Here is a 17,037-nt window from a genome sequence, read left to right as displayed (position 1 = left end):
GATAACGAGTTGTAAACGCCCAGCCTGATAATAGTTACATACGTTATCGTTAAGTTTATAAGTTATAACGAAAATGCCCATTTACGCTGATTCAGGGCTGTGGCTAAATATCCGCCTCAAACACCTGGTGAAAATAAATTATGTTTAAAATTGTCCATTTCCTGCTGGCGCTGGTGATTATTCTCGCGCTCGCCTGGCTGGTAAGTTTCGACCGCCGAAAAATTCGCATTCGTTTTGTTTTACAGCTGATTGTCATTGAAATTGCCCTGGCGTTCTTTTTCCTGCACGCCGAAAGCGGGTTATTCCTGATTAAATACGTCTCGGGATTTTTTGAGTCACTGCTCAAATTTGCTGGCGAAGGCACCAATTTCGTCTTTGGCGGTATGGGTGAAAAAGGGCTGGCGTTCATTTTCCTCGGCGTGCTTTGCCCAATTATTTTTATTTCCGCGCTGATTGGTATTCTTCAGCACTGGCGGATCCTGCCGATTTTTATTCGGGTGATCGGTACGCTGCTGTCGAAACTGAACGGCATGGGTAAGCTGGAATCCTTTAACGCGGTTAGCTCGCTGATTCTCGGCCAGTCGGAAAACTTCATTGCCTACAAGGGCGTGCTGGGGGACCTCTCTTCCCGTCGTCTCTTCACCATGGCAGCCACGGCGATGTCGACGGTCTCCCTGTCGATTGTCGGCGCGTATATGACCATGCTCGACGCTAAATTTGTCGTCGCCGCGCTGATTCTGAACATGTTTAGCACCTTTATTATTCTTTCGGTCATCAACCCGGCACGCCCGGAAGCGGAGCCGGATATCAAGCTGGAAAAACTGCATGAATCGCAGAGCTTCTTCGAAATGCTCGGCGAGTATATTCTGGCCGGTTTTAAAGTGGCGATGATTATTCTGGCCATGCTGATTGGCTTTATCGCGCTTATTAGCGCCGTTAACGCCCTCTTCTCCAGCGTATTTGGCATGAGCTTCCAGCAGATCCTGGGCTATGTATTTTATCCCCTGGCATGGCTGGTGGGTATTCCGCTGGGTGACGCCCTGAACGCGGGCAGTATTATGGCGACCAAGCTGGTGGCGAATGAATTTGTGGCGATGATTGAGCTGCAAAAAATCGCTCATCAAATGTCCCCGCGCGGGCTGGGGATTTTATCCGTCTTCCTGGTGTCGTTCGCGAACTTCGCATCCATCGGCATTGTGGCCGGAGCGATTAAGGGTCTTAACGAGCAGCAGGGGAACGTGGTGTCGCGTTTCGGTCTGCGTCTGGTGTATGGAGCAACGCTGGTAAGTTTACTGTCGGCGAGCTTTGCGGGGCTGGTGTTGTAAGTGTTTTTGCCCGGCGGCGCTTCGCTTGCACGGGCCTACGATACAGCAACGGCGGGATTTCCCGCCGTTTTTATTAGAACTGCACGCACACCGGCTGGTCGACGCGCATCACCGACTCCTGCGCGAAGCGTGATTTATAAATCCCGCGCAACGCTTCGATGTTCTTCTCGCTCTGCGCATCTTTTCCATGGATCAGCATCAGCGCCTTGCTCAGTTCGCGCGCCACTTTCCCGTCGTTCCCCAGCCACTGCCCGCGCGCGTCAAACACCGTTAAGCCGTCGCGAAAGCGTGGCGTCACGTCCTGGTCAACAAACTGCTGCCACTCGTTGCTGGTAATCTGCGCCCCGGCAGGACGGTTTAAGCCGAAATAGAGCGTGGTTTGCTGCATCTGGTTATCCGCTTTGCAGGTCTCCACCGCAGCATGCTGCGATGGCGCGTTGCAGCCCGCCAGCATCAATAATGCCGCCGCCATTAACCCTGTTTTGATTGTCATGCTTCGCTATCCTCATTGTTATAAGCACATGGATATCACAGGAAATTACGGATTTTGGCAAGAAAAAAGCCGGGTGGTGCTTGCGCTCACCCGGCCTGTATTGTGCAGCGAGAAAAATTATTCTGCCTGAAGCTTAGACGGCGGCGCAGTGTGGTAATGCGCGTCGGCTTCCGCAAAGCGTTTCTGCATGGAGGCAGACGGCGCTTTACCCAGCAGGCTAAACACCACGATACCGATGCTGCCGAAGATGAAGCCAGGAATGATTTCGTACAGGCCCAGCCAGGCGAACTGTTTCCAGACGATAACGGTCACCGCACCGATAATCATCCCCGCCAGCGCGCCGTTACGGGTCATACGGGACCACATGACGGAGAACAGGACGACCGGACCAAATGCCGCACCGAAGCCCGCCCACGCGTAGCTAACAAGACCCAGCACGCGGTTCTCCGGGTTAGCCGCCAGCGCAATCGCCACCAGCGCAACCGCCAGCACCATGAAGCGCCCGACCCACACCAGCTCTTTCTGGCTTGCGTTTTTACGCAGGAAGGCCTTATAGAGGTCTTCGGTGATCGCACTGGAGCAGACCAGCAGCTGGCAGCTCAGGGTGGACATCACCGCCGCCAGGATCGCGGAGAGCAGAATACCGGCAATCCACGGGTTAAACAGAATTTGCGCCAGCTCGATAAACACGCGTTCGGCGTTCTGGTTCACCGCACCCGCCTGCGCCGGGTTGTTGCTGAAGTAGGCGATACCGAAGAAGCCAACAGCGCACGCACCCGCCAGACACAGGATCATCCACGTCATACTGATGCGACGGGCATGTACGATGGTGTGGTGAGAATCCGCCGCCATAAAGCGCGCCAGAATGTGCGGCTGACCGAAGTAGCCTAGACCCCAGCCCATCAGAGAGACGATGGCCACGAAGTTCAGCCCTTTCAGCATGTCGACGTTTTCAATGCTCTTCTGCTTGATCACTTCCAGCGATTCGCCAAAGCCGCCAACGGTGAAAATCACAATCACCGGGGTCAGGATCAGGGCGAAGATCATCAGGCTCGCCTGCACGGTGTCGGTCCAGCTTACCGCCAGGAAACCGCCCACGAAGGTATAGAGAATGGTCGCAGCGGCACCGGCCCACAGAGCGGTTTCGTAGCTCATGCCGAAGGTGCTTTCGAACAGGCGCGCGCCGGCCACGATGCCGGAGGCGCAGTAGATGGTGAAGAACAGCAGGATAACCACCGCAGAGATAATACGCAGGATGCGGCTGTTATCTTCAAAACGTCCGGTGAAGTAGTCCGGCAGCGTCAGGGCGTTGTTATTGGCTTCGGTATGCACGCGCAGACGGCCTGCCACCAGCTTCCAGTTGATCCACGCGCCCACGGTCAGACCGATGGCGATCCAGCTTTCCGAGATACCGGAGATAAAAATCGCACCCGGCAGACCCATCAGCAGCCATCCGCTCATGTCCGATGCGCCCGCAGAGAGTGCGGTCACCATCGGGCCTAAACTGCGTCCGCCCAGAATGTAGTCGTCAAAGTTTTTCGTGGAACGCCACGCCAAAAACCCTATCAGGATCATGCCAAAAATATAAACGAGAAATGTCACCAGCATCGGTGTGCTAATAGCCATTCAAATTCTCCAAAAGTGTCGAGCGACAACCGTCCGGGTTGCCTTGTTATATGATCACCGGAACGAGGTGACGGTATCTTGTGTTTCGGTTGGGCGCGCTATCCTGCCGTATGCGCCCTCCGCTGACAAACGATTTAACACTGCATTTACATCAATTTCATCCCCGGTTTGATACGAGTTTCCTATAGGTTGCACTCGCTCACGCTTTTACGGGTTGCACCTTTGAAAAGTGTTAACTTCCGCATAAAAACAGGCTTTCCGCGACAAAGCCAGCACGTTTTTCCAGCTAACCATTCGTTAACAATCCATTCATTTTCTGGGTTGCAAACCAGGTCACATTTAACACGGTTGCACAAAGTTGCAACATGGAGGATATTTCACGCTATCTACAGAACGCTATTACAGAACAACAGGAGCTTTGGCATGGGTATGACCACCATGGGGGTTAAGCTGGATGACGCGACCCGCGAACGGATTAAGACCGCAGCAACCCGCATTGACCGCACGCCGCACTGGTTAATTAAGCAGGCGATTTTTAACTATCTCGAAAGACTCGAGAGCGATGAGGGCCTGCCGGAGCTGCCTGCCCTGCTCGCCGGTGCCGCCAATGAAAGCGAAGAGGCGCCGGCCGCTGGCGACGAAAGCCATCAGCCGTTCCTTGAATTCGCCGAGCAGATCCTGCCGCAGTCCGTCAGCCGCGCCGCCATTACCGGCGCCTACCGCCGCGCCGAAACCGACGCCGTGCCGATGCTGCTGGAGCAGGCTCGCCTGCCTGACGCCATTGCCGCACAGGCGCACAGCCTGGCGTATCAGTTAGCCGACAAGCTGCGTAACCAGAAAACCGCCACCGGCCGCGCCGGAATGGTTCAGGGTTTGCTGCAGGAGTTCTCCCTCTCCTCTCAGGAAGGCGTGGCGCTGATGTGCCTGGCGGAAGCACTGCTGCGTATTCCGGATAAAGCCACCCGCGACGCGCTGATCCGCGACAAGATCAGCAACGGCAACTGGCATTCGCACATTGGCCGCAGCCCGTCGCTGTTCGTTAACGCGGCAACCTGGGGCCTGCTGTTTACCGGCAAACTGGTTTCGACCCATAACGAAGCCAACCTGTCACGCTCCCTGAACCGCATCATCGGCAAGAGCGGCGAGCCGCTGATCCGCAAAGGCGTGGACATGGCGATGCGTCTGATGGGCGAACAGTTTGTGACCGGAGAAACCATTGCCGAAGCGCTGGCGAACGCCCGCAAGCTGGAAGACAAAGGTTTCCGCTATTCGTACGACATGCTCGGTGAAGCGGCCCTGACCGCCGCCGACGCGCAGGCCTACATGGTCTCTTACCAGCAGGCGATCCACGCCATCGGTAAAGCGTCCAACGGTCGCGGTATTTATGAAGGCCCGGGCATCTCGATAAAGCTCTCCGCCCTGCACCCGCGCTACAGCCGCGCGCAGTATGACCGGGTGATGGAAGAGCTCTACCCGCGCCTGAAATCCCTGACCCTGCTGGCGCGCCAGTATGACATCGGCATTAACATCGACGCCGAAGAGGCCGACCGTCTGGAGATCTCCCTCGACCTGCTGGAAAAACTGTGCTTCGAGCCGGAGCTGGCGGGCTGGAACGGGATTGGCTTCGTTATCCAGGCCTACCAGAAGCGCTGCCCGTTCGTCATTGATTACCTGATTGACCTTGCCACCCGCAGCCGCCGTCGCCTGATGATCCGTCTGGTGAAAGGCGCCTACTGGGACAGCGAAATCAAACGCGCCCAGATGGAAGGTCTGGAAGGCTACCCGGTCTATACCCGCAAGGTTTACACCGACGTCTCTTACCTCGCCTGTGCGAAAAAGCTGCTCGGCGTGCCAAACCTGATCTATCCGCAGTTCGCTACCCATAACGCCCACACCCTGGCGGCGATCTACAGTCTGGCCGGGCAAAACTACTATCCAGGCCAGTACGAGTTCCAGTGCCTGCACGGCATGGGTGAACCGCTTTACGAGCAGGTCACAGGTAAAGTGGCGGACGGCAAGCTAAACCGCCCGTGCCGTATCTATGCTCCGGTGGGCACGCACGAAACCCTGCTGGCGTACCTGGTTCGTCGTCTGCTGGAAAACGGCGCGAACACCTCCTTCGTTAACCGCATCGCCGACACCACGCTGCCGCTGGACGAGCTGGTGGCCGACCCGGTACAGGCCGTTGAGAAGATGGCAGCGCAGGAAGGCCAGATTGGTCTGCCGCATCCAAAAATTGCCCTGCCGCGCGAGCTGTACGGCAAAGGTCGCGTCAACTCGGCGGGTCTGGATCTCGCCAACGAACACCGTCTGGCGTCCCTCTCCTCTGCCCTGCTCAACAGCGCGCTGCAGAAGTGGCAGGCCAAACCGATGCTGGAGCAGCCCGTTGATGACGGCGACATGCAGCCGGTCATCAACCCGGCAGAGCCAAAAGATATCGTCGGTTACGTGCGTGAAGCGACAGAAGCGGAAGTGGATCAGGCGCTGGACAGCGCGGTGAATAACGCCCCTATCTGGTTCGCCACGCCGCCGCAGGAGCGCGCCGCCATTCTGGAACGCGCGGCGGTGCTGATGGAAGATCAGATGCAGTCGCTCATCGGCATTCTGGTACGCGAAGCGGGTAAAACCTTCAGCAACGCCATCGCCGAAGTACGCGAGGCCGTCGACTTCCTGCACTACTATGCCGGTCAGGTGCGCGATGATTTCGATAACGAAACCCACCGTCCGCTGGGTCCGGTCGTCTGTATCAGCCCGTGGAACTTCCCGCTGGCGATCTTCACCGGCCAGATTGCCGCCGCCCTGGCCGCAGGCAACAGCGTGCTGGCAAAACCGGCAGAGCAGACCCCGCTGATTGCCGCGCAGGGCATCAATATTCTTCTGGAAGCCGGCGTACCGGCGGGCGTGGTTCAGCTGCTGCCGGGCCGCGGTGAAACGGTCGGAGCCAAACTGACTTCCGATAACCGCGTGCGCGGCGTGATGTTTACCGGCTCGACCGAAGTGGCCTCGCTGCTGCAGCGCAACATTGCCACCCGTCTGGATGCGCAGGGTCGTCCTACGCCGCTCATCGCGGAAACCGGCGGCATGAACGCCATGATCGTTGACTCCTCCGCCCTCACCGAGCAGGTGGTGGTTGACGTACTGGCCTCCGCCTTCGACAGCGCCGGTCAGCGCTGCTCCGCCCTGCGCGTGCTGTGCCTGCAGGATGACGTGGCAGACCACACGCTGAAGATGCTGCGCGGCGCGATGGCCGAATGCCGCATGGGTAACCCGGGCCGTCTCACCACCGACATCGGGCCGGTGATCGACGCGGAAGCCAAAGCCAACATCGAAAACCACATTCAGACCATGCGCGCGAAAGGCCGCCCGGTGTTCCAGGCGGTGCGAGACAACAGCGAAGACGCCCGCGAGTGGCGGACCGGCACCTTTGTGCCACCTACGCTTATCGAGCTGGCAAGCTTCGACGAGCTGAAAAAAGAGGTCTTCGGTCCGGTACTGCACGTGGTGCGCTACAACCGTAACAACCTCAACGAGCTGGTTGAGCAGATCAACGCCTCCGGCTATGGCCTGACGCTCGGCGTGCATACCCGTATCGACGAGACCATCGCGCAGGTGACCGGCAGCGCCAAAGTGGGCAACCTGTACGTTAACCGCAACATGGTGGGTGCGGTCGTGGGCGTGCAGCCGTTCGGCGGTGAAGGCCTCTCCGGCACCGGTCCGAAAGCGGGCGGTCCGCTCTACCTGTACCGTCTGCTGGCGAACCGTCCGGAGAACGCGCTGGGCGTCACCCTGGCGCGTCAGGATGCGGAGTATCCGGTGGATGCGCAGCTGAAAGCCGTGCTGACCCAGCCGCTGGAGGCGCTGATCGCCTGGGCGGAAAAACGTCCTGAACTGCGTGCTGTCGCACAGCAGTACGGCGAGCTGGCGCAGGCCGGTACGCAGCGTCTGCTTCCGGGACCAACCGGCGAGCGCAACACCTGGACGCTGATGCCGCGCGAGCGCGTGCTGTGCGTGGCGGATAACGAGCAGGACGCGCTGGTACAGCTGGCCGCCGCCATGGCCACCGGCTGTGAAGTGCTGTGGCCGGAAGATGCTCTGCATCGCGATCTCGCCAAACAGCTGCCGAAGGTGGTCTCGGCCCGCATTCGCTTTGCGAAAGCCGATATCCTGCTGACCCAGCCGTTTGATGCGGTGATCTACCACGGTGATTCCGATCAGCTGCGCGAGCTGTGCGAGCAGGTTGCGGCCCGCAGCGGGGCGATTGTTTCGGTGCAGGGCTTTGCGCGCGGGGAAACCAACCTGCTGCTGGAGCGTCTGTACGTGGAGCGCTCGCTCAGCGTCAACACCGCGGCGGCGGGCGGTAACGCCAGTCTGATGACAATAGGTTAACGCTGTGCTAATAAGGCTCCGGAGACGGAGCCTTATTTTATTGGGGAATATATGAAACGATATCTTATCGCCAGTGCAGCGCTGCTGCTGAGCGCCAGCGCGCTGGCCGACGAGTGCGACAAAGCGACCACCCAGCTTGAACTGAATACCTGTAGCGCGCAGCAGTACCAGGCTGCCGATAAAAAGCTCAACCAGACGTACCAGGCGGCCGTTAAGCGTGCGGCAGACCCTCAGCGAGATCTACTGAAAAAAGCGCAGCAGGCGTGGATTACCCTGCGCGATGCGGACTGCGCGTTTATCGGTTCGGGTACGGAAGGCGGGAGCGTTCAGCCAATGATTGTTAACCAGTGCCTGGCGGAAAAAACCGTGGAGCGCGAAGCGTTTCTGGCCTCGCTGATGCAGTGTGAAGAGGGCGACTTAAGCTGCCCTCTCCCACCGGGGAACTAGCGCAAGCGGATCCCTTCGATAATCATCCGCTGCACGTTTTCCAGGGTGCTGTGGAAAAACGCTTCGTCCTGGAGCGTTTTTCCGGTCACCGCCTCGACCTGGGCCGCAAAGTCAGCGTAATGCTGGGTGGAGGCCCAAATCATAAAGATCAAATGATGCGGATCGACCGGGGCCAGCTTTCCGCTGGCAACCCATCCGGCAATAATGGCCGACTTGTCGTCCACCAGCTGTTTTAAATCTCCGGTCAGCTCCGCCTGCAACAGCGGCGCGCCCTGCAGCATCTCAAGACAAAACAGCCTTGATGCCTGCGGGTAATCGCGCGACACCTCCAGCTTCAGGCGAATGTACTCCTTGATCGCTACCAGCGGGGCCAGCTCTTCGCGAAACGCTTTCAGCGGCGCCAGCCAGATATCGAGGATCTGCTGCATCACCGCGACATACAGCGCCTCTTTCGATGGGTAATAGTAGAGCAGATTGGTTTTGGATACCCCGGACTGCTCCGCCACCTGCTCCAGGCGCGTGCCGTGAATGCCAAACTGCGAAAACGTCTCCAGCGCCGCGCTGAGGATCGCCTGCTTCTTGGCGCTCACCGCCTGCGAACGTTTACCTGGTGTTTTCACTGCGCCTTGTGTCATTCCCGCTCTCCTTATTCTGCGTTGCCCTCAGCATAGCAAAACCCCCGTCTCACCACGACATCCTGCACTCCGATCGCGCATGAATGCCTGTTTTCTGTGCAATGTTTTTGACCAGTTAGTCCACATTTAGCTGCATCAATCCACCAACTTCTGATTAACACATTAATAACACAGCCATTTTCAAAACTGGCACTGCCTTTGCAAAAACACCGTTACACCTGCGACGTAATGAAGAGAGGTTCGTGATGAAAATTGGCGTATTTGTACCCATCGGCAACAACGGCTGGCTTATCTCGACCACTGCACCGCAATACATGCCGACCTTTGAGCTCAATAAAGCCATCGTGCAGAAAGCGGAGCACTACCATTTCGACTTTGCGCTTTCGATGATCAAGCTGCGCGGCTTTGGCGGCAAAACCGAATTCTGGGATCACAACCTGGAGTCCTTCACCCTGATGGCCGGACTGGCCGCGGTCACCTCGCGGATCCAGATCTACGCCACCGCCGCCACGCTTACCCTGCCCCCGGCGATCGTCGCGCGCATGGCCTCCACCATTGACTCCATCTCAGGCGGACGCTTTGGCGTCAACCTGGTTACCGGCTGGCAAAAACCCGAGTACGAGCAGATGGGGCTCTGGCCGGGTGACGATTACTTCTCGCGTCGCTACGACTACCTGACCGAATACGTACAGGTTCTGCGCGATCTGTGGGGTACCGGCAAAAGCGATTTTAAGGGTGACTTCTTCTCCATGAACGACTGTCGCGTCAGCCCGCAGCCGTCGGTGCCGATGAAGGTGATTTGCGCCGGACAGAGCGACGCGGGGATGGAATTCTCCGCCAAATACGCCGACTTCAACTTCTGCTTCGGTAAAGGCGTTAACACGCCTGCCGCCTTCGCCCCGACCGCCGCTCGCATGAAAGAGGCCGCCGACAAAACCGGGCGCGACGTGGGCTCCTACGTGCTGTTCATGGTGATAGCAGACGAAACCGACGACGCCGCGCGCGCGAAATGGGAGCGCTATAAGGACGGCGCCGACGAGGAGGCCCTGAGCTGGCTTACCGAGCAGAGCCAGAAGGATACCCGCTCCGGCGCGGATACCAACGTTCGTCAGATGGCCGACCCGACCTCCGCCGTCAATATCAACATGGGCACGCTGGTCGGCTCGTACGCCAGCGTTGCCAGAATGCTCGACGAAGTGGCGGCCGTCCCCGGCGCGGAAGGCGTCCTGCTGACCTTCGATGACTTCCTCACCGGCGTGGAAACCTTCGGCGAGCGCATCCAGCCGCTGATGCAGTGCCGCGCCCACGTTCCTGCCGTCACGAAGGAGGTGGCGTAATGACGACCCTTAACGCACGCCCGGAAGCCATTACCTTCGCGCCACAGCAGAGCGCGCTGATCGTGGTGGACATGCAAAACGCCTACGCCAGCCCCGGTGGTTATCTTGATCTGGCGGGCTTCGACGTCTCCGCGACCAGACCGGTTATCGAGAACATTAAAACCGCCGTCGCCGCCGCGCGCGCCGCGGGCATGCTCATCATCTGGTTCCAGAACGGCTGGGACGAGCAGTACGTCGAGGCCGGCGGCCCCGGCTCGCCCAACTTCCACAAGTCGAACGCCCTGAAAACCATGCGTAAACGGCCCGAACTGCAGGGCAAGCTGCTGGCGAAAGGCGGCTGGGACTATCAGCTGGTGGATGAGCTGGTCCCGCTGGCGGGTGATATCGTCCTGCCCAAACCGCGCTACAGCGGCTTTTTCAACACGCCGCTCGACAGCCTGCTGCGCAGCCGGGGCATTCGCCACCTGGTCTTCACCGGCATTGCCACCAACGTCTGCGTGGAGTCGACCCTGCGCGACGGCTTTTTCCTCGAGTATTTTGGCGTGGTGCTGGAAGACGCGACCCATCAGGCCGGGCCGGAATTCGCCCAGAAGGCGGCCCTGTTCAATATCGAAACCTTTTTTGGCTGGGTCAGCAGCGTCGCCGAGTTCTGCGACGCCCTGAATCCCCCGCTCGCCCGTATCGCCTGAGGAGACATCTGATGCCGAAATCCGTAATCATCCCGCCGGGCACCAGCACGCCCATCGCCCCGTTTGTCCCCGGCACCCTTGCCGACGGCGTGGTGTACGTCTCCGGCACGCTGCCGTTTGATAAAGACAACAACGTGGTATTTATCAACGACCCAAAGGCGCAAACCCGCCACGTGCTGGAGACGATCAAAACCGTGATCGAAACGGCCGGTGGCACGATGGAGGACGTGACCTTCAACAGCATCTTTATCACCGACTGGAAAAACTACGCCGCGATTAACGAAATCTACGCCGAGTTCTTCCCCGGCGATAAGCCGGCCCGGTTCTGCATTCAGTGCGGTCTGGTGAAGCCGGAGGCGCTGGTTGAGATCGCCACCGTTGCGCACATCGCGAAGTGAGGCAGGCATGAAACTTTCCGTCTCACCGTCCCCGTATGAGGGTGCGCCCGTGGTGGTCCTTATTGCCGGGCTCGGCGGCAGCGGCAGCTACTGGCTGCCACAGCTGGCCGCGCTGGAGCCGGAATATCAGGTGGTGTGCTATGACCAGCGTGGAACGGGCAATAACCCCGACGTCCTGCCGGAAGGGTACAGCCTTGCAGAGATGGCGGACGAACTGGACCAGGCGCTGGCTGAGGCCGGAATTGCACGCTACAGCGTCGTCGGCCACGCGCTGGGGGCCCTGGTCGGCCTGCAGCTGGCCCTCGACAGGCCCGACGCCCTCACCGCGCTGGTGTGCGTCAACGGCTGGCTGACCCTCAACGCCCACACCCGCCGCTGCTTTCAGATCCGCGAGCGCCTGCTGCATTACGGTGGCCCACAGGCGTGGGTTGAGGCGCAGCCGCTGTTTCTCTACCCGGCAGACTGGATGGCCGCTCGCGCGCCCCGCCTGGAGGCCGAAGAAGCGCTGGCGCTGGCCCATTTTCAGGGAAAAGCCAACCTGCTGCGCCGGCTCAGCGCCCTGAAAAAGGCCGACTTCAGGCGCCATGCGGCGCGCATCCGCTGCCCGGTCCAGATCATCTGTTCCGCCGACGACATGCTGGTGCCCTCTGTCTGCTCGTCTGAACTGCAGGCTGCGATCCCGCACGGCCACAGCGCGGTGATGCGCCAGGGCGGGCATGCCTGCAACGTCACCGAGCCGGACACCTTTAACACCCTGCTGCTCAACGGGCTGGCCAGCCTGCTGCACAGCCCTGAACCCGCTTTATAAGGAGCTTTAATGAGCGAAGCCATTACCCCCGCCGCGCTGGAAACGCTGTTCACCGGCGCCCGCACCCATAACGGCTGGCAGGATATTGCCGTCAGCGACGAGACGCTGCGCGAAATCTACGACCTGATGAAATGGGGGCCCACGTCCGCCAACTGCTCCCCGGCGCGGATTGTGTTTGTGCGAAGCGCTGAGGGAAAAGAGAAGCTGCGCCCGGCGCTCTCCAGCGGCAACCTGGAGAAAACGCTTACCGCTCCGGTCACGGCGATTGTCGCCTGGGACGGTGAATTCTACGAGCGCCTGCCTGAACTGTTCCCGCACGGCGATGCCCGAAGCTGGTTTACCGCAAGCCCCGCGCTGGCGGAAGAGACCGCCTTTCGCAACAGCTCGCTGCAGGCCGCCTACATGATTTTCGCCTGTCGCGCGCTGGGGCTGGATACCGGCCCGATGTCGGGCTTTGACCGCCAAAAGGTCGACGAGGCTTTTTTCACCGGCACGACGCTTAAAAGCAACCTGCTGATCAACATTGGCTACGGCGACCCGGGCAAACTTTACGGGCGCCTGCCGCGCCTGACCTTCGACGATGCCTGCGGGCTGGCGTAAGGAGCGATGATGATGACACCGGATAAACAAACCTTTCGCGATGCTATGGCCTGCGTTGGCGCGGCGGTGAATATCATCACCACCGACGGCCCGGCGGGGATGGCAGGCTTCACCGCCAGCGCGGTGTGCAGCGTCACGGATTCACCGCCCACCCTGCTGGTGTGCCTGAACCGCGGCGCGTCCGTCTGGCCGACGTTCAGCGAAAACCGCACCCTGTGCGTCAATACCCTCAGCGCCGGACAGGAGCCGCTCTCAAACCTGTTTGGCGGCAAAACGCCGATGGAAGAACGCTTCGCCGCCGCCCGCTGGCAAACGGGCGACACGGGCTGTCCGCGCCTGGAGGAGGCGCTGGCCTCGTTTGACTGCCGGATCAGCAAGGTGGTGAGCGTCGGTACGCACGACATTCTTTTTTGCGACATCGTTTCGATTATTCGCCACCCCGCGCCGCAAGGCCTGGTGTGGTTTGACCGCGGCTACCACGCGCTTATGCGACCCGCCTGTTAACCCGCTTTAAGGAGACAGATCATGTTCGGATTTCCCCACTGGCAGTTGAAATCGACCTCCACAGAAGCTGGCGTGGTCGCGCCGGATGAACGACTCCCGCTCGGGCAGACGATGGTGATGGGCGTCCAGCACGCGGTCGCCATGTTTGGCGCCACGGTATTGATGCCGATGCTGATGGGACTGGATCCCAACCTCTCTATTCTGATGTCGGGTATCGGTACCCTGCTGTTCTTTTTTGTCACCGGCGGGCGCGTGCCCAGCTATCTGGGATCAAGCGCCGCCTTTGTCGGCGTGGTGATCGCCACCACCGGGTTTAACGGCCAGGGAATCAACCCCAACCTGAGCGTGGCCCTCGGCGGCATCATCGCCTGCGGTCTGGTATATACCCTGATAGGTCTGGTGGTAATGAAGATCGGCACGCGGTGGATCGAACGCATGATGCCTCCAGTTGTCACCGGCGCGGTGGTGATGGCGATTGGCCTGAACCTTGCGCCGATTGCGGTGAAAAGCGTCTCCGCCTCGCCGTTTGAAAGCTGGATGGCGGTTGTGACCGTGCTGTGCATCGGCCTGGTGGCGGTGTTTACGCGAGGCATGATCCAGCGGCTGCTGATCCTGGTAGGTTTGATTTTCGCCTGTCTGGTCTACGCCGTGCTGGCGAACGTTTTTGGTCTGGGCAAGCCTGTTGACTTTACGCTGCTTCACCAGGCCGCCTGGTTCGGCCTGCCGAAAATCACCTCGCCCACCTTTAACACCCAGGCGATGATGCTTATCGCACCGGTGGCGGTGATCCTGGTGGCGGAAAACCTGGGTCACCTGAAGGCGGTCGCGGGGATGACCGGGCGCAGTATGGACCCGTACATGGGCCGCGCTTTCGTCGGCGACGGGCTGGCGACCATGCTCTCCGGTTCCGTGGGCGGCAGCGGCGTCACCACCTATGCCGAAAACATCGGCGTGATGGCGGTAACCAAAGTCTACTCGACGCTGGTCTTTGTCGCGGCGGCGGTGATGGCGATGCTGCTCGGCTTCTCGCCGAAGTTCGGCGCGCTGATCCACACCATTCCGTCACCGGTCATCGGCGGGGCCTCAATCGTGGTGTTTGGGCTGATCGCCGTGGCCGGCGCGCGTATCTGGGTGCAGCATCGGGTCGATCTCAGCCAGAACGGCAACCTGATTATGGTGGCCGTCACGCTGGTGCTGGGCGCGGGCGATTTTGCCCTGACGCTGGGTGGGTTTACGATCGGCGGAATTGGTACGGCCACCTTCGGCGCGATCCTGCTTAACGCCCTGCTGAGCCGCCGGATGGCCGCTGCGCCGCAGGGCGAGGTGGTACATCAGGATTCGTGATTTAACGTCGCGCTGTCATCTTCTGGCAGCGCGTTTTTCTTCCGCTTGAGCTTCAGCTCGCTCACCAGCACCCCGGCGACAATAAACGCCGCGCCCACCAGGGCCAGCAGCGGCAAACGCTCGCCGGCGAGTCGCCCGAAAATGCCTGCCCAGACCGGCTCACCGGTGTAGATCACCGTTGCCCGCGTCGGCGACACGCTGCGCTGCGCCCAGTTCATGGTGACCTGGATAATGGCGCTGAAGATACCCAGCCCCAGTGCGACCACTACCAGACCGGTGGACATCTGCGGCACGGACTCCCCTGCAGGAACCATCGCCGCAAAGGCCACCAGAGACGCCGTCGCGAGCTGCACCACCGTTACGCGTTTGACGTCGACCTTGCCCGCCCAGGCGCTAATCAGAATAATTTCCGCCGCAATGGCGATCGCCCCAATCAGGGTAATGATTTCGCCCGGCCCCAGCGCCAGAAGATTGTTTTCCGGCCCGGCCAGCAAAATCAGACCGATAAACGCCAGCACGATGCCAATACAGGACATCATCCCCGGCAGCCGACCCAGGCACAGCCACTGCAGCAGCGGCACCAGGGGCACATACATGGCGGTGATAAATGCGGATTTGCTGCTGGAGATGGTCTGCAATCCCCACGTCTGGAGGCTGTAGCCCATCGCTATCGCCACCCCAATCGCCACGCCGGCCTTAAGCTCTTTCAGCGTCAGCCCCCTCAGCGTTTTAAGCGAAATTAGCCCCACGGCAAGCGCCGCCGTCGCAAAGCGCAGGCCAACAAAAAAGAACGGATCGCTGAGGGTCACCGCGTACTGAACGGCCAGAAACGTCCCGCCCCAGAACATGGTGATGAGAATGAGGATGGCTTCCTGCGGTTTAACGGAGAATTTGAAGCGTGAGACAGACATGCGGCACCAGAAAGAGAAAACAATTCTGTAGTGTGCGTTGCCTTTGGTTACAGTTCAATGTTGCAGAAATAAAAAAACCGCCGGGAGATCCCGGCGGCAGAGGTTCAACCCGGCGTATTACTTACTGCTGCCGTGGCTGTTTTTCCCCCCTTTTTTACCAGCTTCTGATGCGCGCTGAGGGTCATTTTTAAAATTGCCCCCGCTGTGCTGGCCACCTTTACGACCTGCTTCTGATGCTCTTTCACGGTCTTCAGCGAAATTACCTGAACCACCACGATGGTTTGCCATCTCTAACCTCCAGAGTGTGAAACATTAGACATCATATTGCATTCAGTAAAAGAGGATTCTTTCACCTCGCGGCGCAAGGACGACGCCTCAATCTGTGCCGCGTGAAACTAAGCTTAGTGGACTGAGGCTGTCCGGCAAGCCACAGGTAATATCCTGCAACATGATCTCAGTCTTTCAGGTGAGATGACGCGGCGGGGATGCATAAGCCTTTCTTATCATTTTAAAAATCCGCACCGGGAAAGTTGTATCATTTTGCTACAAAGCCATTTTTCTACTCATGTTGTTATAAATCAAATAAATGGCGTTCATTTTTGCAGTCTGGCCGTGATGGCATATCTTTAAAAGAGCGCAGCGATCCGCTGTCAGAGAAACCAACGAGGAGTGAAGCAAAATGGCAAAAGTTCTGGTGCTCTATTATTCCATGTATGGACACATTGAAACCATGGCTCACGCGGTAGCAGAAGGTGCAAACAGGGTTGACGGCGTTGAGGTTGTGGTGAAACGCGTACCGGAAACCATGCAGGCGGAAGCCTTCCTGAAAGCCGGGGGGAAAACGCAAAACGCCCCGGTCGCCACCCCGCAGGAGCTGGCGGATTATGATGCCATTATCTTCGGCACCCCGACCCGCTTCGGCAATATGTCAGGCCAGATGCGCACCTTCCTCGATCAAACCGGCGGGCTTTGGGCATCCGGCGCGCTCTACGGCAAACTCGCCAGCGTATTCAGCTCAACCGGCACCGGCGGCGGTCAGGAGCAGACGATTACCTCAACCTGGACTACCCTTGCTCATCACGGGATGGTGATTGTGCCGATTGGCTACGGCGCGCAGGAGCTGTTTGACATTTCCCAGGTGCGTGGCGGTACGCCGTACGGCGCAACCACCATTGCCGGTGGTGATGGCTCACGTCAGCCAAGCAATGAAGAACTGTCTATCGCCCGCTATCAGGGTGAATACGTCGCGGGTCTGGCCAAAAAACTGAACGGCTAACACCCAACAGGAGGACAAGCATGCCAACTCAAGAATCCAAAGCTCACCACGTGGGCGAATGGGCAAGTTTACGCAACACCTCTCCGGAGATTGCCGAAGCTATCTTTGAAGTCGCGAAATACGATGAAAAGCTGGCCGAGCAGATTTGGGAGGAAGGTAACGATGAGGTGCTGGTGCGCGCCTTCGAAAAAACGGATAAAGACTCGCTCTTCTGGGGCGAGCAAACCATCGAACGTAAAAACGTCTAAGCGTTTCCCC

The 17,037-nt window shown here is 59.2% G+C and carries 17 protein-coding genes; 12 read left to right on the top strand and 5 right to left on the bottom strand.

What is annotated here, in order from left to right; translation table 11 throughout:
• The first annotated feature begins 140 nt into the window (after positions 1–140).
• Positions 141–1,325, top strand: coding sequence for a NupC/NupG family nucleoside CNT transporter (locus FOY93_RS08185; protein WP_127730349.1), 1,185 nt, complete (start codon positions 141–143; stop codon positions 1,323–1,325).
• 73 nt (positions 1,326–1,398) lie between these two features.
• On the opposite strand, the gene FOY93_RS08180 is transcribed toward FOY93_RS08185, so the two are convergent.
• A complete protein-coding gene (locus tag FOY93_RS08180) occupies positions 1,399–1,818 on the bottom strand; it encodes a DUF3574 domain-containing protein (RefSeq protein ID WP_143344921.1) in 420 nt (139 codons plus the stop codon).
• Between the two features lie 117 nt (positions 1,819–1,935).
• Positions 1,936–3,444 carry a sodium/proline symporter PutP gene (gene putP / locus FOY93_RS08175; protein WP_111964491.1) on the bottom strand — a complete coding sequence of 503 codons (1,509 nt, stop codon included), beginning with the start codon at positions 3,442–3,444 and terminating at the stop codon, positions 1,936–1,938.
• Positions 3,445–3,867: 423 nt separating this feature from the next.
• On the opposite strand from putP, the gene putA reads away from it, so the two are divergent.
• Both putA and FOY93_RS08165 read left to right on the top strand, forming a co-directional pair.
• Positions 3,868–7,830, top strand: coding sequence for a trifunctional transcriptional regulator/proline dehydrogenase/L-glutamate gamma-semialdehyde dehydrogenase (gene putA, locus FOY93_RS08170; protein ID WP_143344920.1), 3,963 nt, complete (start codon positions 3,868–3,870; stop codon positions 7,828–7,830).
• A 51-nt stretch (positions 7,831–7,881) separates the two neighbouring features.
• On the top strand, positions 7,882–8,277 hold the full coding sequence (locus FOY93_RS08165) for a lysozyme inhibitor LprI family protein (protein WP_143344919.1): 396 nt from the start codon (positions 7,882–7,884) through the stop codon (positions 8,275–8,277).
• On the opposite strand, the gene rutR is transcribed toward FOY93_RS08165, so the two are convergent.
• Positions 8,274–8,912, bottom strand: coding sequence for an HTH-type transcriptional regulator RutR (gene rutR / locus FOY93_RS08160; protein ID WP_008499819.1), 639 nt, complete (start codon positions 8,910–8,912; stop codon positions 8,274–8,276). The genes FOY93_RS08165 and rutR overlap by 4 nt on opposite strands.
• A gap of 245 nt (positions 8,913–9,157) precedes the next feature.
• On the opposite strand from rutR, the gene rutA reads away from it, so the two are divergent.
• The 7 genes from rutA to rutG are packed head-to-tail and all read left to right on the top strand — an operon-like array spanning position 9,158 to position 14,592.
• Positions 9,158–10,249, top strand: coding sequence for a pyrimidine utilization protein A (rutA, locus tag FOY93_RS08155; RefSeq protein ID WP_136194664.1), 1,092 nt, complete (start codon positions 9,158–9,160; stop codon positions 10,247–10,249).
• On the top strand, positions 10,249–10,938 hold the full coding sequence (rutB, locus tag FOY93_RS08150; protein WP_133294144.1) for a pyrimidine utilization protein B: 690 nt from the start codon (positions 10,249–10,251) through the stop codon (positions 10,936–10,938). The genes rutA and rutB overlap by 1 nt, the downstream gene beginning before the upstream one ends.
• A gap of 11 nt (positions 10,939–10,949) precedes the next feature.
• A complete protein-coding gene (gene rutC, locus FOY93_RS08145) occupies positions 10,950–11,336 on the top strand; it encodes a pyrimidine utilization protein C (protein ID WP_010429508.1) in 387 nt (128 codons plus the stop codon).
• A gap of 7 nt (positions 11,337–11,343) precedes the next feature.
• Positions 11,344–12,144 (top strand): pyrimidine utilization protein D, encoded by an 801-nt coding sequence (gene rutD, locus FOY93_RS08140; RefSeq protein WP_143344918.1) that lies wholly within the window; start codon positions 11,344–11,346, stop codon positions 12,142–12,144.
• A gap of 9 nt (positions 12,145–12,153) precedes the next feature.
• Positions 12,154–12,744 (top strand): malonic semialdehyde reductase, encoded by a 591-nt coding sequence (locus tag FOY93_RS08135; RefSeq protein ID WP_111964497.1) that lies wholly within the window; start codon positions 12,154–12,156, stop codon positions 12,742–12,744.
• Positions 12,745–12,753: 9 nt separating this feature from the next.
• Positions 12,754–13,248 (top strand): NADH-dependent FMN reductase RutF, encoded by a 495-nt coding sequence (gene rutF, locus FOY93_RS08130; protein WP_143345712.1) that lies wholly within the window; start codon positions 12,754–12,756, stop codon positions 13,246–13,248.
• Between the two features lie 21 nt (positions 13,249–13,269).
• Positions 13,270–14,592, top strand: coding sequence for a pyrimidine utilization transport protein G (gene rutG, locus FOY93_RS08125; protein ID WP_136194663.1), 1,323 nt, complete (start codon positions 13,270–13,272; stop codon positions 14,590–14,592).
• Here rutG and FOY93_RS08120 read toward each other — a convergent pair.
• Positions 14,580–15,503, bottom strand: a complete 924-nt coding sequence (locus tag FOY93_RS08120) for a DMT family transporter (RefSeq protein WP_136194662.1) — start codon at positions 15,501–15,503, stop codon at positions 14,580–14,582. The two genes, rutG and FOY93_RS08120, sit on opposite strands and share 13 nt — an antisense overlap.
• A gap of 117 nt (positions 15,504–15,620) precedes the next feature.
• Positions 15,621–15,791: a con-10 family general stress protein gene (locus FOY93_RS08115; protein WP_023311077.1), complete on the bottom strand. Its 171-nt coding sequence runs from the start codon at positions 15,789–15,791 to the stop codon at positions 15,621–15,623.
• Positions 15,792–16,182: 391 nt separating this feature from the next.
• Here FOY93_RS08115 and wrbA point away from each other — a divergent pair, with 391 nt between their 5' ends.
• Both wrbA and FOY93_RS08105 read left to right on the top strand, forming a co-directional pair.
• The gene (gene wrbA / locus FOY93_RS08110) at positions 16,183–16,779 is read left to right on the top strand and encodes an NAD(P)H:quinone oxidoreductase (protein WP_023311076.1); all 597 of its coding nucleotides are present in this window, start codon (positions 16,183–16,185) and stop codon (positions 16,777–16,779) included.
• 20 nt (positions 16,780–16,799) lie between these two features.
• The gene (locus FOY93_RS08105; protein WP_008499832.1) at positions 16,800–17,027 is read left to right on the top strand and encodes a YccJ family protein; all 228 of its coding nucleotides are present in this window, start codon (positions 16,800–16,802) and stop codon (positions 17,025–17,027) included.
• Positions 17,028–17,037: the final 10 nt, after the last annotated feature.

The organism is Enterobacter sp. 18A13, assembly GCF_007035975.1.
Classification (GTDB): Bacteria; Pseudomonadota; Gammaproteobacteria; order Enterobacterales; family Enterobacteriaceae; genus Enterobacter; species Enterobacter vonholyi.
The sequence above is the reverse complement of the archived record's forward strand: the minus strand, read 5'-3'. Positions and strand labels throughout refer to the sequence as shown.

Excerpts from the sequence above, each read along its gene's own strand:
- FOY93_RS08185 (WP_127730349.1), top strand. The coding sequence starts at position 141 with ATGTTTAAAATTGTCCATTTCCTGCTGGCGCTGGTGATTATTCTCGCG.
- FOY93_RS08180 (WP_143344921.1), bottom strand. The coding sequence starts at position 1,818 with ATGACAATCAAAACAGGGTTAATGGCGGCGGCATTATTGATGCTGGCG.
- putP (WP_111964491.1), bottom strand. The coding sequence starts at position 3,444 with ATGGCTATTAGCACACCGATGCTGGTGACATTTCTCGTTTATATTTTT.
- putA (WP_143344920.1), top strand. The coding sequence starts at position 3,868 with ATGGGTATGACCACCATGGGGGTTAAGCTGGATGACGCGACCCGCGAA.
- FOY93_RS08165 (WP_143344919.1), top strand. The coding sequence starts at position 7,882 with ATGAAACGATATCTTATCGCCAGTGCAGCGCTGCTGCTGAGCGCCAGC.
- rutR (WP_008499819.1), bottom strand. The coding sequence starts at position 8,912 with ATGACACAAGGCGCAGTGAAAACACCAGGTAAACGTTCGCAGGCGGTG.
- rutA (WP_136194664.1), top strand. The coding sequence starts at position 9,158 with ATGAAAATTGGCGTATTTGTACCCATCGGCAACAACGGCTGGCTTATC.
- rutB (WP_133294144.1), top strand. The coding sequence starts at position 10,249 with ATGACGACCCTTAACGCACGCCCGGAAGCCATTACCTTCGCGCCACAG.
- rutC (WP_010429508.1), top strand. The coding sequence starts at position 10,950 with ATGCCGAAATCCGTAATCATCCCGCCGGGCACCAGCACGCCCATCGCC.
- rutD (WP_143344918.1), top strand. The coding sequence starts at position 11,344 with ATGAAACTTTCCGTCTCACCGTCCCCGTATGAGGGTGCGCCCGTGGTG.
- FOY93_RS08135 (WP_111964497.1), top strand. The coding sequence starts at position 12,154 with ATGAGCGAAGCCATTACCCCCGCCGCGCTGGAAACGCTGTTCACCGGC.
- rutF (WP_143345712.1), top strand. The coding sequence starts at position 12,754 with ATGATGACACCGGATAAACAAACCTTTCGCGATGCTATGGCCTGCGTT.
- rutG (WP_136194663.1), top strand. The coding sequence starts at position 13,270 with ATGTTCGGATTTCCCCACTGGCAGTTGAAATCGACCTCCACAGAAGCT.
- FOY93_RS08120 (WP_136194662.1), bottom strand. The coding sequence starts at position 15,503 with ATGTCTGTCTCACGCTTCAAATTCTCCGTTAAACCGCAGGAAGCCATC.
- FOY93_RS08115 (WP_023311077.1), bottom strand. The coding sequence starts at position 15,791 with ATGGCAAACCATCGTGGTGGTTCAGGTAATTTCGCTGAAGACCGTGAA.
- wrbA (WP_023311076.1), top strand. The coding sequence starts at position 16,183 with ATGGCAAAAGTTCTGGTGCTCTATTATTCCATGTATGGACACATTGAA.
- FOY93_RS08105 (WP_008499832.1), top strand. The coding sequence starts at position 16,800 with ATGCCAACTCAAGAATCCAAAGCTCACCACGTGGGCGAATGGGCAAGT.